This window comes from Nocardia alni, from assembly GCF_019038435.1.
In the GTDB taxonomy this organism is placed as follows: domain Bacteria; phylum Actinomycetota; class Actinomycetes; order Mycobacteriales; family Mycobacteriaceae; genus Nocardia; species Nocardia alni.
Genome location: NZ_JAGPOX010000120.1, coordinates 15,651 through 29,552, shown reverse-complemented (window position 1 = coordinate 29,552; position 13,902 = coordinate 15,651). Strand labels below are relative to the sequence as shown.

Genomic DNA, 13,902 nt, shown 5'->3' with positions numbered 1-13,902 from the left:
ATCCCCGTCGGCCCCACCTCCCCAGCCGACGGCCCACGACGGCCCAGCACACCCGCCGCACCCATACCCAGGTGCGGCGGGTTGGCGTGGCCCGCGCCTACACCGCCGTGAGTCCATTGGTGAGTAACTACACGACCGGAATGGCTTCGGCCTCGGCAAGCTTTACATCGCAGACCGTATCGAGGGGGTCAGGGTCGGTCGGGCTGTCCGCTTGATTGTGATAAGTCGATTTATCAAAATTAGCGTAAGTGCGTATGTGCGCCGGCCCGGCCAACGGACGACGCTCCCTCGGCCAGAATCCGTTACCGCGGTAACGGACTGGTCGGTAGCCAGGGACGCCCTTCCTAGGCAACCGACCAGTCCGCTGACCTGGCCGAATGCAGTTCTGTCGGCACGAATCGCTGCCAGCGGACTCACAGAGTTCGCCGAGGTGACTGGCAGTGGCTACAGAGGGAACACCCAGCCAGGGTCAATAATCTTGCGGCCATGACAAACTCGACTCCCTCCGGAGCCCCCTCGCAGTCCTCGCGTCGTCGTACCATCACGTTCGCCATCGGCGCCACGGGCTTGGCCGTTGCGGTTGTGGCCGGTGTGAGTGCCTGTGGATCGTCCACCACCAGTTCGGCGCCGGCGTCGTCCACTTCGGCTGCCGCCTCGTCGTCGACGGCGAAGCCGCATCATCGCGGGAATGCGGTGTTCGGGAAGATCGCGACCGAGAGCGCGAACAGCTGGACGCTCACCAAGAAGGACGGGTCCACCGTCACCGTGACGATCACCCCGCAGACCGTCTTCGGTTCCAAGAAGAATCCGGAGCAGGCCTCGGCGTTCACCGTCGGCGAGATGGTCGCGGTACGGGGTCAGGTCTCCGGGACCACCGTCACCGCGACCGATATCTCCCAGCCCAGGCAGCATCCGGGCATGACTCCCCCGTCGGGTGCGCCGGCGCCGTCGGCCGCGCCCACCACGAACTGATCCACCCCGCTTCACCCACCTGCACACGCCGCCCCGCCACACCGGTACATCCGATGCGGCGGGGCTTTTGCTGTTCACCCTCCGAGCCGTCACATCTGCGCCAAACGCGTGGTCGAAAGGCGCCCGCCTTCACAGCTCACACCTAACTTGCACCCACAAAAGGCATATGTGTGACAGCGAAGCTTCTCTCGTCGGCCCGGCAGGCACGGACCACACAAGGAGGTTGGTATGGGAATCACGTCGAGGTTGATGGCCGCCGTAGCCATCGGCGGACTGGCTCTCGGAGCGCTGGGAATCGGCGCCGAAGTCGCGAGCGCGCAGCCCCCGCAGGGACCCCCGCCGAACGGGCAGCAGTGCCCGCCGCCCCCGAAGGGCCATCAGCCGCCTCCGGGTGGGGCCCCGCAGGGCCGATCGCCCGGCAACCCGCCGAAGGGCTGCCCGCCGCCGCAGCACTAGCACGCTGCGCGCGCGGTGGGTAGGACTGCGCGCCGATCGGCAGCAGGGGATCGGCCCCGTGTCCAGAGTCGTCGGGACACGGGGCCTTTTCCTGATCAGACCGTGGTGAGCACGTCCTCGAACGCCGCCTCCGCGGCACCGAGCAGCTTCACATCCGCACCGAGCGAAGACTTTTCGATCCGCACGCCCCCGTGTGCGCGGCTGACCATACTGCGCCGCCGCACCTCCGCCTGCGCGGCACGCACCACCGCGTCCGGCAGGATCGCGAACATATCCCCCAGCACAACCAATTCCGGGCCCAGGATGTTCACGACGTTGACCAGCCCCAGAATCAACCAGTCCACATAGTCCCCCAGCCGCGCCACCGGATCCGAATCACGCTGCAGCTCACGCAGTTCCGCGACGATCGCACCGCGCGGCCCGAACTCCGCCAGACCCAGCGCCCGGCGCAGCGCGGCCTCCCCGACCTCGGTCTCCCAGCAACCCACGTTCCCGCAATGGCATTCGCGTCCGCCGGGATGCACTGTCATATGCCCGATCTCGCCGAGATATCCGACCGAACCGCGCATCGGCTCCCCCTCGGCGATCAGGCCGCCGCCCACCCCGATCTCGGCCGAGACGAACACCGCGTCCGAAGCCCCTCGCCCCAGACCGCGCACGAACTCGGCAAGCGCGCCGAGTTCGGCGTCGTTGCCGATCACCACCGGCACCCCCAGCACCTTGCCCATCCGCTCACCCAGCGGCACCTCGGTCCAGCCGAGATTGGAGGCGGTGTGCACCAGACCGTCGGTACGGCGGATCACACCCGGCACCGAGATCCCCGCCGCGATCGGGTGCAGATCCAGATCCTGGGCCAGCAACGCCGCGGACTCGGCCACATGCGTCACGACCTCGTCCGGATCCCGCCCGCGCCCACGCAGATTCCAGCTGTTACGCCCCAGGATCTGACCGCCGAGCCCGACCAGCGCGATACTCGCGTGCTCCACCTGAATGTCCACCGCCAGCACCACCACCGCCTGCGCTTGCGGCAGCACCAGCAGCGAGGGCCGGCCCGCACCCTGCGGTATCCGCGGCACCCGCTCCTCGACGACACCGTCCCCGGCCAGCCCGTCCACCAGCATCTTGATGGTCGACCGGTTCAACCCCAACTCGGTCGCGAGCGCCGCGCGGGTGGCCGGCCCACTCACATGCAGTATCCGCAGCAGCGAGGCCCGATTGAACCGACGCACCTCATCGGGCCGAGCGACACTCATACCCGAACCTCCACCATCATTCCGCCTCCGCCCGGGACAACCCGAGCCGAACGTCGCCTTCATCCAAACCAATTGAACGGGGGTGACATTCGACCGGTCCTGCCAGGGCGGGGCAGGACCGGCCGAATGTCACGTTCATCCCCTTGATCCGAATCGACGTGACATTCGGCTGGGCGCGCACCGGCGTTATCGGCCCGTGTTGGCCGCGCGCCGGCGGGACAGGGCATCGACGGTCGCGGCCAGCAGCAGCACCAGGCCGGTGACCACCGAGACCACGGCGGCGGGCTGGCGCAGCAAGCCGAGCCCGTTGCCCACGACCGCGAGCACCGCACCACCGATGACCGCATCGGCGACCCGGCCCTTGCCGCCGAACAGCGAGGTGCCGCCGATCACCGCGGCACCCACCGCGAACAGCAGGGTGTTCAACCCGCCGGCCTGCGGATCGACCGAACCCACCTTGGAGGAGTAGACGATCGCGCCGACCGCCGCGACACCCGAGCAGATCACGAAGACGCTCGCCCGCAACTGGACGACGTTGATGCCCGCGCGCCGCGCCGCCTCCCGGTTGCCACCGGTCGCGTACAGGTGCCGCCCGTAGGTGGTCCGATTGAGTACGTAGGTGCCGATGACCAACAGCACCAACACGATCGGTACCACATACGGCACACCGCTGATCTTGATGAGCGAGCTGGGCGACCGGTTCACCGACATGAACGCCGTCGCCACCGCGGCCAGCGCGACCAGCGCACCCACCTTGAGCAGCACCATCAGGGTCGGCTGCACCACCAAACCCTTTGCCCGCCTGCGGAAGTGGCCGAACAACGTAATCACCGCATATCCTCCCGCGGCCACCACGAACAGCACCCAGCTCCACAACACCGACAGATTCCCGTTGGCCACCGAGTCGAGCACGTGCGAGGAACTGATGCCCAGCACGCCGCCCTCGCCGATCAACTGCAGGATCGCACCCTGCCAGGCCAGGAACAGCGCCAGCGTCACCACGAACGACGGCATGCCGATCTTGGCGATCAGGAATCCGGTGATACAGCCGATGGCGACGCCGACACACACCGCCAGCAGCATCTCTATCCAGGGATTGCCGTGGAAACCCACGACCGTGAGCACGACGCCGAGCAGCGATATCGCCACCCCGGGCCAGACCCGCAGCAGCCCGGCCAGCACCGCGGCCAGCACGAGCAGGCCGTTGAATATGTAGAAGACCGTACTGCCCATGCCGGTCAACAGATTTCCGTTGTCGACATAGTGCATCGCCAGTACCGCCCCGGCAACACCGGAGGCGGTGCCCGCCGACAGGTCGATCTCACCCAGCAGCAGCACGTACACGATGCCCATCGCGATGATGGTCTGCCCGGCGCCCTGGGCGAGCAGATTCGCGATGTTGTTGAGCGAGAAGAACACATTCGACAGCGAGCTGAACAGCACGATCAGCACCACCAGCCCCAACAGCGCTGGTAGCGAACCGATCTCGCCGCCCCTCACGCGGGCGAGATAGGAGCGCACGGCCTCCGCGGTGGAGACGGTGGTGGTGTCGATGCCGAAATCGGCGATCGCGGTCCGGTCGCCGGTGGCGGACTCGGGGTTCTCCCCGCCCGCCTTGTCGGCCGAAACTTGCGTCATCACAACTGCTTTCCTGCTACAAGTGCCACTTCTACAGCACCGCGGCGTCCGGCCGGGCCAAGCCCAGCTCCCCGGATCGGCCCGCGGTGATCAATTCGACGACCTGGTTCTGCGTCACCTCGGCGGTACGCACCTGCGCCGCCATCCGGCCCAGGTACAGCACCGCGATCCGGTCGGCCACCTCGAACACGTCGGCGAGGTTGTGGCTGATCAGCACCACGCCCAGCCCCTGTTCGGCGAGTCGGCGAACCAGATCCAGCACCTGCCGGGTCTGTGCCACACCCAGGGCGGCGGTCGGCTCGTCGAGCAGCACCAGATTGCTGTTCCACAGCACCGATTTCGCGATCGCCACGGTCTGACGCTGACCACCGGACAGCGATGCGACCGGGGTGCGCACGGATTTCACCGTGCGCACCGACAGCGATGCCAGGGTGCGCCGCGCCGCATCCTCCATGGACGCCTCGTCCATGAACCACGGCTTGCCGCGTTCACGGCCCAGGAACATGTTCTGCACGATGTCGAGATTGTCGGCCAGCGCGAGGTCTTGATAGACCACTTCGATGCCCAGCGCGGCCGCATCCCTCGGGCCGTGCACGTGCACCTCCTCGCCCCTGAACCGTACGGTGCCCGAATCCGAACCGTGAATTCCGGCAATACATTTCACTAACGTCGACTTCCCGGCACCGTTGTCTCCGACGAGCGCGGTAACCTCGCCCGCCGGTGCGGTGAACTCGACATCGTGCAGCACATGGACCGCGCCGAAGCTCTTGTTGAGCCCGGAGATCTGCAGCAGCGGCTCACTCATCTAATACCTCGTCACTTGATTCCGAGCTGCGTGCAATCCGCGGACACATCGCCCGAGCACAGATCGGCAGCCGTCACATATCCCTGGTCGACCACCATCTTCACGTTGTCCTTGGTGACCGTCTGCGGGGTCAGCAGAACCGACTTCACGGTCCGGTTGCCCTTGGGGTCCTGGCTGGACTGCGTGGCGATGGCGTCGGCGGCGGCCTTGTCGCCCTTGGCCAGGGCCACGGCGAGCTTGGCCGCGGAGTCGGCCTCCTGCTGAATCGGCTTGAACACCGTCATGTACTGGTCGCCGCGCAGGATCGCCTTGAGCCCGTCGGTGGTCGCGTCCTGGCCGGTGACCGGCACCTTGCCGTTCAGGCCGTTCTTCTTCAGCACGGTCACGATGGCCCCGGCCAGGCCGTCGTTGGCGGCGACGACGCCGTCGACCTTGTTGCCGTTACCGGTGAGCAGCTGCTCGAAGACCTGGCCGCCCTTCTGGTTGTCCCAGCCGTCGATGGCCTGGCTGGCGACCAGCTTCAGGGTGCCCGCGTCGTACAGCGGCTTGAGGACGTTCTCCTCACCCTGGTGGAACAGGGTGGCGTTGTTGTCGGTCGGCGCGCCCTCGATCTCGATGACCTGGCCGCCCGGCTTGGACTTCAGCGCGTCGGCCACCGCCTGGCCCTGCAACTCGCCGACCTTCACGTTGTCGAACGACACGTAGTAGTCCGAGGATCCGCCCAGGTTGAGCCGGTCGTAGTCGATCGTGGGGATGCCCGCCTTGTGCGCCTTGTTGGCGACCGCGTTGCCGACCTCGCTGTTGATGGAGGCGATGACGAGCACCTTGACGCCCTTGGCGATCATGCCGTCGGCCAGGGAGCTGAACTTCTGCACGTCACCCTGGGCGTTCTCGACGTCGGCGTCGAATCCCGCGGCGTTCAACGCCTTTGTCAGCATGGGCCGGTCGAAACCCTCCCAGCGAGCGGAGGTCGCGGTCTCCGGCAGGATCACCCCGACGGTCCCGTTCTTTCCACCGCTGCTGCCACCGGAACTACCGGAGCTGCTGCTACTGGACGAGTTGGAACCGCAAGCGGTGAGCGTCAAAAGACCCGCGAGCGCAACCGCGACGGCCGCGTACCGTGTCATCCTCATCAGGTGAACCTTTCGAACTGGCGGCCTTCGTCGCCGGCTCGGGTGGGTCCGGTGACGAAGGCCATATGTTGTAGGCAACAACATATGCGACGACGGGCGCGGCAGAGGTCACAATTGTGTTACGGTGTGTCTCAGGTCACTGATTGACCGCGAGGCTCTCGGCGGCAGCATCGAGATGGCAACTTTCGCATCACATCTGCAATTTCACCGATTCCGGTGTGAACTCCGTACGCGCGCCGTAGCGTTGAATGGTTGTGCGCGCCACTGCGACGGTGTACTGGCGACTGGCGGAAGCGGGGTTTCTCCGGCAGTGGCACTACCGGCTGGCCATGTTCGCCGGCATGTTCACGAATGTGGTGTTCGGGCTCGTGCGCGCCTCGGTAATGCTGGCCGCGGTCCGCACCACCGCCGGATTCGGCGGCTACACACCGGATTCCATCGGCGCATACGTCTGGCTATCGCAGGGACTGCTGGGATCCATAGGCGTGATGGGTCCACCGCTGGACATCGCCGAGCGAATTCGTAACGGAGATGTCGCGATCGACTTCCTGCGTCCGGTCGACATCCAATTCTGCTATCTGGCAACCGATCTGGGAAGAGCCGGATGTGCCCTGCTGTTGCGCGGGCTGCCCAGCATCGCCGCGGGCCTGCTCGCCTTCGAATTGGCCATGCCGCACCGCGCGGCGCCCTATCTGCTCGGCGCGCTCAGTGTCGTGCTGGCGGTGACGATTTCGTTTCTGCTGCTCTTCGCGGTGTGCCTGGCCGGATTCTGGATGATCGAAACGCGCGGGATCAGGCTGCTGTATCAGATCGTGGCGACGTTCATGGCCGGATTGTTCGTACCGGTTCATTTGTTTCCAGGGTGGTTGCGCATCGGTGCGGAACTGACCCCGTTCCCGTCGCTGCTCCAGGGACCGATCGATGTGCTATCGGGTCGGGCGTCCGGTTTGGGCTCGCTGGAAATAGTTGCTGTGCAAGTACTCTGGGTGGTGGTTGCAATACTCCTCGGCAGAATTCTGTTACGCGCAGGCCGCCGAAAACTGGAGGTGCAGGGTGGCTGAGCAATCGTGGTTCACCCCCTACAGCGCCGTGCTCCGCTCACGGATGCGCTCACAGCAGGCATACCCCCTGTCCTTCGCCGCCGACATGCTCTCCTCCCTGCTGGTCGGCGCGGTGGAATTCGCCGAGGTCTGGGTGATCTACCACAACGTGGGTGTGCTCGGCGGGCTGAACCTGCACGCGATGCTGCTGCTGTTCGGACTGTCCAACCTCTCCTTCTCCATCGCCCAGATCGCCTTCGGGCATACCGACACCCTGCCGAACTACATCCGCGCGGGCACCCTCGATGCCTTCCACCTGCGGCCCCAACCGTTGCTGCTGCAACTGATCACCAGCGATATCTCGCTACGCCGCCTGACCCGCGCGGGCGTGGCCGCGGCGGTACTGGGGGTCGGCATCGACAGCAACGGCATCGACTGGACCGTAACGGACATGACCCTCGTGGCGATATCGCTGGCAGCCGGAATCGCATTGTTCGGGGGACTGTTCGTGTGCGCTGCCGGTTTGCAGTTCTTCCTCATCGACGGCTCGGAAATGACCAACAGTTTCACCTACGGCGGCGCATTCGCCTCGCAACAGCCGAGTTCGGTATTCGGCCCCGAGATGAAAATGCTGTTCGGGTTCGCCGTGCCGGTGTCCTTCGTCGCCTACCTGCCCACGATCGAACTGTTGCGCCTGCACGGACCGGCGTGGCTGCCGTCCTGGCTGGCATGGGCCAGTCCGATCGCGGCGCTATGGGTCTGGGGAATGGCGATGCTGGTCTGGAGATCGGGAGTACACCACTATCAGGGAGGCGGTGGATAGTGTGTCCATCGAAGCAGCGCCCGGCAATCATAATTCGGTCGAAATACAGGATCTGACAAGACAATTCGTCGTACATCGCAAGGACGAGCACCGCTGGCGGCGGCGGCGCGAGATGATCACCGCCGTCGACCGGATGAGCTTCCGGATCGAATCCGGCACAGCGGTGGGCTATATCGGGGCAAACGGCGCGGGCAAGTCGACCACCATCAAGATGCTCACCGGAATTCTGGTCCCCACCTCGGGATCCGTACGCACCTGCGGGTTCGAGCCGGTGCGGCAGCGGCGCGAACTGGCCGCGCGTATCGGCGTGGTCTTCGGGCAGCGATCGCAGCTGTGGTGGGATCTGCCGCTGCACGAATCGTTCACGATTCTGTCCGCGATCCACCGGATCGATCCCGATCTGGCCAGCAAGCGCATCCACGAGCTGGTGGAGCAGCTGGAAATGGCCGGCACCCTGGACACTCCGGTACGCCAGCTGTCGCTCGGACAACGCATGCGCGCCGAGATCGCCGCGGCCCTGCTGCACTCGCCGGAACTGCTGATCCTGGACGAGCCGACCATCGGCCTGGATGTGCTGTCCAAACAGCGATTACGCGACTTCCTGTCCTATGAGCGGATCGAGCGCGGCACCACGCTGCTGCTGACCACCCACGACATGGGCGATATCGAGCGGCTGTGCGAACGGGTGCTCGTGGTCGACCACGGCCGCCTGGTCTACGACGGCTCGCTCACCGGCCTGGCCGCCACCGTCCCGGTGCGGCGAGTGCTGGTGGTCGATCTGGTCGCGCCCGCACCCGAACTCACCGGCCTGCGCGGCGCGCAGCTGATCGCCAGCGAGGGCGGCGGTATCCGCCAGCGCCTGGCGTTCGACCCCGAAACCGTCACCGCGGCACAGCTTCTCACGGAGGTGTCGGCTCTGGCAGAGGTGCGCGATCTGTCCATCGAGGAGCCCGACATCGATGACGTGGTGCGACGCATCTACCAGGCGCAGACGGCCCGGCGCCACAGCGCGTCCCCGCCACCGGGTGACGGGGACGCGGACTGAGGCTCACCCTGTTTCCGGATCAACCCTCCTGTGGCGCGGGCTGATTCGCCTCCTCGACCGGCGGGGCGGGCGGGCTCTGTTCACGCGCGCCCTGATCCAGCCGGAACGGCGGGTACTCATCGCGCATCAGCGAGACGTACACGCGGACCCGAATCGTCCAGCGCAACAGGCCCATCACGAAATCGAACAGGCCCTTGGCGTAGCGGCCGGTGAACAGCAGCCCGATCAGGGCGATGATCACCAGAATGGTCACCAGGGACAGCCACCCCGTGCCACCGGCCATCCAGTGGTGGTGCATGCCGTGATGCATGCCGTTGTTCATCCAGTGCCCGTGGCCCCCATGGCCACGATGCCGCCCGCCCCAGAAGCCGCCCATGCCTCCGGTGAAGGCCATGACGATCAGATACTGCGGAATCGCCAGCAGCCACCACTTGATCAGCACCATCCAGCGGTTGAGCCGCTCGGGATAGTCCACGGCGAGGTCGGCCGGATAGCTGTCGTCCGAGCGCAGACTGAATGGTGGATACCGGTCGGTACCCGCCGGGGAGAGCGCATAGAAGCGGACACGCCAGCCCCACCGCAGCACGCCGACGTTGAAATCGAACAGCCCTCTAGGATAACGACCGGTGAACAGAATGGCGAAGAATGCGATTACCGTAACGACGAAGTACGCGATGTAGAGGAAGATCAGCACGATGTAATGCGGAATCGCAAGAATCCATTTGATGATCCATTGCCAGCGCGATAGCGCCGGATCGAGATCACCGCGAACGCGAACAGGGTAGACGGGGGATCCTGGTTGCATGATCACGCTTCTTTCGGGCGTTTCCGGCTCGGCACGAGCCGGGATGCCGCCCATTGTCACGCAGTCAGGTCACGTTCACGGGACTTTCCGGCGTGGATGTGTCATCGACTGCGCTCCCCTCGCCCGGGACCGCTCCTCGCCCCCGCACTCGCCCATCCGAGCGTGCCGTTCCTGTTGCGAAATCGATCATATTGTGACACCTTGCTTCTGATTCTCCGCCGCGCTCCATCCTGCTCCGTGCGTGCGGAGAGGGAATATGAGGAGTCGAAGTGCAATTCCGTCGAGCGCCATTGTTGCCGCAGGGTAACAAGCGGCGTAACCCGGCGGCCAGGTTGTTGCGGCCCCGCACCATCCGCGGTCAGCTGACCCGCGTTTTGGTGGTGTCGATCGTACTGGTGCTCGCGTTGCTGGGTGTACTCATCACCGGCGAGTTCCGCGCCTACCGCAGCACCGGCGATACGGTTCGCGCGGTGTCGCTGGCCCTGTCCGCCCAGGATCTGGTGCACGAGGTGCAGCGCGAGCGCGGCCTCACCAACGGGATGCTGGGCGGTGACGCGGCGATGCGCCAGGCCCTGGATGCCCAGCGGCCCGCCACCGATCGCGCCCTGGTAGCCCTGAACCGGACGCTGGCCGACAATCCCCCCGACGCCGATGCGATCCGCACGGCGGTGACGCAGCTGGCCTCGCTGAACCAGACCCGCGCCGAGGTCGACGCCGACCGGATCGAGCGCTCGGCGGTGTTCGGCTACTACACCAGCGCCATCGCCGCCCTGGACGATGCCCGCCCAGGCCTGGACCACGCGCAGGACGATCAGGTGTGGCGCGGCCTGCAGGCGCTCTATGCCCTGGGCGACGCGAAGGAGTTCACCGGTCAGGAGCGCGGATTCCTCACCGGCGTCTTCGCCGCCGGCAGCTTCGGCGGCGGCGAGTACGTGCAGTTCCTGGACATCCGTGCGGCGAAACAGGCTGCGCTGCAAGCATTTCCGCACAACGCGACGGCGCGACAGCGCACCGAGCTGGACGACGCGCTGCGCTCGCCCGCGGCGACCGAGGCCGACAGCATGGAGGCGGTCGCCGTCGCCTCGCAGCACGGGCCGCTCGCCCAGCCGGTCTCGTCGGAGAACTGGTGGACGGCGATGACCTCCGTGATCAACGCCCAGCGCGGTGTGCAGAAGTCCATCGGCGCCGAAATCCAGCATCGCGCAAAGGATCTGCAGCGCCAGTCCGCACTGACCCTGATCACCTACCTGGTCGCCGCGCTGATCGCCCTGCTGGCCCTGGTGGCTCTGGTCGTGGCCAGCGTGCGAGCCATCGTGCGCCCGCTGGCGGCCCTGGCCTCCGAGGCCGACGAGGTGGCCACGCAGCGGCTGCCCGCGCTGATCGCCGCGTGGCACTCACCGGACGCCGCCGAACCGGGCCCACCCACGCCGGTGCGGACCCCGGACCACGCGAGCGTCGAAATCGAGTCTGTGGCGGCCGCTTTCGACCGCATGCAGACCACCGCCTACGAGTTGGCCACCGAACAGTCGCTACTGCGCCGCAACACCACCGAATCGCTGGCCAACCTGGGCCGCCGCAACCAGAACCTGCTGCGCCGCCAGCTTGCCCTGATCAGCGACTTCGAGCGTGAGGAGCTCGACCCCAAGGCCCTGTCGAACATGTTCGAACTCGACCACCTGGCCACCCGCATGCGCCGCAACGCCGAGAGCCTGCTGGTCCTGGTGGGCGAGACCAGCCCGCGGCGGTGGTCCGAGCCGATCGCGCTGACCGACATGATCCGCGCGGCGCTGTCGGAGGTCGAGGACTACCGCCGGGTGCTCCTGCGCCGCATCGAGGATGTGCCGATCGTCGGCGCGGTGGTCAGCGAGCTGGCGCATATGCTGGCCGAGCTGATCGAGAACGGATTGGCCTTCTCACCGCCGGATGTGGAGGTCGAGATCTACGGCCGCCGCCTGGGTTCCCAGTACCTGCTCGCGGTGGTCGACCACGGTGTCGGCATGTCGGCCGAACAGCTGGCCGCGGCCAACGCGCGGCTGCGCGGGGCCGGTGACTTCCTGGTCGCGCCGACCCGCTTCCTGGGCCACTACGTCGTCGGACGCCTGGGGCAGCGCCTGGGTATCGAGGTGGAGCTGACGACCTCCCCGATCAGCGGCGTGGCCGCCCGGATGCTCCTGCCGATGGCCCTGTTGGCCGAACCGTTCGGCGCCGGCGCGCTGGAACTCGAGGCGGCGCAATCGGTGTGGACGCTGCCGGCCGGGGACGCCCAGCCGGTGCTGGAGCCCGGGGTCGAGGCCCCGGCCGAACTCCCGGCGGCGGACACGACCGCGGTGCTGCGCGTGAGCGACGCGAATTCGGCAGTGCCCGCCGGATCGAACGCGATGGACGCATACATCGCGAATTCCCCTCTGCCCTGGGAACTCTCGCGAAACGGCGGGCCGGGGAACAATGGCACGCCGGTGGACAATGGTCCGGATACCGGACGGCATTTCGCCCCGGATGCCGCACCGGCCGATCGCCCGACGCCGACGCATCCGGCCACCCCCCGGATCAACGGCCGCCCGCGACACAGCACCGCGGTGCGCCCCGACCCGTTCCCGACGCTTCCCGCGGGACCGATGAAGGACTCGCTCAGCGGGGCCGCCATCCAACGAGATCAGGCCGCCAGGCAACGGGATCGGCCCGAGCCGCCGCCCGCCGCCGAGCCGCCCGCACCCGCGGCCGCCGCGAAATCGGCCGAAACAATACCGGCCCCACACACACCGCCCGCCAACGAAATTCATTACACTGACGCAGCACCCGAACCCGAGGTGCAACGGACCCGAAACGGTCTCGTCAAACGCGTCAAGAAAACTGATGGGAAGACCGCCGCCTCGGTGACGGTACAACCCAACCGGTCGACACCACCGGCTGTCGAACGCTCACCCGAGCAGGTCCGCGGGATGCTCTCGAGCTTCCGCGCCAGTTACCAGCGCGGCGAATTGGACGAGCCGGCACGGATTTCGGCATCGACCGCACAGGAGGACGCCCGGTGACCACGCATCTGCCGGATTCCGGTTCACACACCTTCAACTGGCTGCTCACCGACTTCGTACGCACCACCGACGGTGTCCGCGACGCGGTCGCGGTGTCCTCGGACGGACTGCTGATGGCCATGTCCGAGGGCCTCGAGCGGGCCGGGGCGGACCGTCTGGCGGCCATGGTGTCGGGACTGGTGAGCCTGGCTCGAAGCGCCTCGCGCAGTTACGACTTCGACGGCCTCAAGCTGATCATGATCGAGATGCGGCGTGGGTTCCTGCTGGTGTCGGCGATCGCCGACGGGAGTTGCGTCGGCGTGATCGCCGACAGCGACGCCGATGTGGGCCTGGTCGGCTACCAGATGGCCGTGCTGGCCGACCGGGCCGGCGCGCTGCTGACCCCGACGCTGATCGCCGAGCTGAGAGAGTCGCTACGGAGATGACCGGCCAGCACCGGGTTCCCGACACTCGGATGATCGAGCTGAACAGGTCAGCCCAGTGGTCGGCCCCGGATCCGTCGGACGGTGCTGTGGCGCCGGACGCGGGGGCGCCCGAGCCGCCGATCGTATCGGACCCGTCCGAAGACGCCGGACCGGTGGTGCGCCCGTACCTGATGACGGCGGGGCGAACCACCCCGGTGATCGACGGTCTGCGTGTCGAAACCCTGGTCCGGGCGACCCCGGCCGCGCTCTCGGCGCCGCTGCGGTTCGAGCTGCAGACCGTGGCACGACTATGCCAGCACCCCCATTCCATCGCCGAAATCGCTGCCGCACTGCATGTTCCGATCGGTGTCGCTCGGGTCATGGTCAGCGATCTGGTGATCGCCGGCCACGCGGCGGTGGCGTCGGCAGACGAAGTTTCCACCGCAGCCATCGAGAGGATCAGGGATCTTGTTCGGTCACTCTGAGAATCGCAATT

At 66.8% G+C, this 13,902-nt stretch carries 13 protein-coding genes; 8 read left to right on the top strand and 5 right to left on the bottom strand.

The genetic code is table 11. The annotated features are described in order from the left end of the window. The first annotated feature begins 486 nt into the window (after positions 1-486). Both JZ791_RS33465 and JZ791_RS33460 read left to right on the top strand, forming a co-directional pair. On the top strand, positions 487-972 hold the full coding sequence (locus JZ791_RS33465) for a DUF5666 domain-containing protein (RefSeq protein ID WP_216900071.1): 486 nt from the start codon (positions 487-489) through the stop codon (positions 970-972). Positions 973-1,200: 228 nt separating this feature from the next. Next, positions 1,201-1,428 carry a hypothetical protein gene (locus JZ791_RS33460; protein WP_216900069.1) on the top strand — a complete coding sequence of 76 codons (228 nt, stop codon included), beginning with the start codon at positions 1,201-1,203 and terminating at the stop codon, positions 1,426-1,428. A gap of 95 nt (positions 1,429-1,523) precedes the next feature. Here JZ791_RS33460 and JZ791_RS33455 read toward each other — a convergent pair whose 3' ends face one another. The 4 genes from JZ791_RS33455 to JZ791_RS33440 form a co-directional block, all read right to left on the bottom strand. Next, the gene (locus tag JZ791_RS33455; protein WP_216900067.1) at positions 1,524-2,681 is read right to left on the bottom strand and encodes an ROK family transcriptional regulator; all 1,158 of its coding nucleotides are present in this window, start codon (positions 2,679-2,681) and stop codon (positions 1,524-1,526) included. A 186-nt stretch (positions 2,682-2,867) separates the two neighbouring features. Then, positions 2,868-4,319: a sugar ABC transporter permease gene (locus tag JZ791_RS33450; protein ID WP_216900065.1), complete on the bottom strand. Its 1,452-nt coding sequence runs from the start codon at positions 4,317-4,319 to the stop codon at positions 2,868-2,870. Positions 4,320-4,350: 31 nt separating this feature from the next. Beyond that, positions 4,351-5,124, bottom strand: a complete 774-nt coding sequence (locus JZ791_RS33445; protein WP_216900063.1) for an ATP-binding cassette domain-containing protein — start codon at positions 5,122-5,124, stop codon at positions 4,351-4,353. An 11-nt stretch (positions 5,125-5,135) separates the two neighbouring features. After that, on the bottom strand, positions 5,136-6,257 hold the full coding sequence (locus JZ791_RS33440) for a sugar ABC transporter substrate-binding protein (RefSeq protein ID WP_308163234.1): 1,122 nt from the start codon (positions 6,255-6,257) through the stop codon (positions 5,136-5,138). Positions 6,258-6,511: 254 nt separating this feature from the next. Between JZ791_RS33440 and JZ791_RS33435 the strand changes: the two genes are divergently transcribed. The 3 genes from JZ791_RS33435 (at position 6,512) to JZ791_RS33425 (ending at position 9,165) form a co-directional block, all read left to right on the top strand. Continuing rightward, complete coding sequence (locus tag JZ791_RS33435; RefSeq protein WP_308163233.1) at positions 6,512-7,318, top strand: ABC transporter permease; 807 nt, start codon at positions 6,512-6,514, stop codon at positions 7,316-7,318. Further along, positions 7,311-8,120: an ABC transporter permease gene (locus JZ791_RS33430; protein ID WP_308163231.1), complete on the top strand. Its 810-nt coding sequence runs from the start codon at positions 7,311-7,313 to the stop codon at positions 8,118-8,120. Before JZ791_RS33435 ends, JZ791_RS33430 begins: the two co-directional genes overlap by 8 nt. Before the next feature lie 133 nt (positions 8,121-8,253). After that, on the top strand, positions 8,254-9,165 hold the full coding sequence (locus tag JZ791_RS33425) for an ABC transporter ATP-binding protein (RefSeq protein ID WP_254206773.1): 912 nt from the start codon (positions 8,254-8,256) through the stop codon (positions 9,163-9,165). A gap of 19 nt (positions 9,166-9,184) precedes the next feature. Here JZ791_RS33425 and JZ791_RS33420 read toward each other — a convergent pair whose 3' ends face one another. Further along, the gene (locus JZ791_RS33420) at positions 9,185-9,970 is read right to left on the bottom strand and encodes a DUF4389 domain-containing protein (RefSeq protein WP_216900061.1); all 786 of its coding nucleotides are present in this window, start codon (positions 9,968-9,970) and stop codon (positions 9,185-9,187) included. A 269-nt stretch (positions 9,971-10,239) separates the two neighbouring features. Here JZ791_RS33420 and JZ791_RS33415 point away from each other — a divergent pair, with 269 nt between their 5' ends. Genes JZ791_RS33415 through JZ791_RS33405 form a run of 3 tightly spaced genes read left to right on the top strand, consistent with a single transcriptional unit; the run spans position 10,240 to position 13,891 of the window. Beyond that, on the top strand, positions 10,240-13,002 hold the full coding sequence (locus JZ791_RS33415) for a sensor histidine kinase (protein WP_308163230.1): 2,763 nt from the start codon (positions 10,240-10,242) through the stop codon (positions 13,000-13,002). Further along, positions 12,999-13,427: a roadblock/LC7 domain-containing protein gene (locus JZ791_RS33410; protein WP_216900059.1), complete on the top strand. Its 429-nt coding sequence runs from the start codon at positions 12,999-13,001 to the stop codon at positions 13,425-13,427. The genes JZ791_RS33415 and JZ791_RS33410 overlap by 4 nt, the downstream gene beginning before the upstream one ends. Further along, entirely contained in the window at positions 13,424-13,891 is a 468-nt protein-coding gene (locus JZ791_RS33405) for a DUF742 domain-containing protein (protein WP_216900057.1), read from the top strand. Before JZ791_RS33410 ends, JZ791_RS33405 begins: the two co-directional genes overlap by 4 nt. Positions 13,892-13,902: the final 11 nt, after the last annotated feature.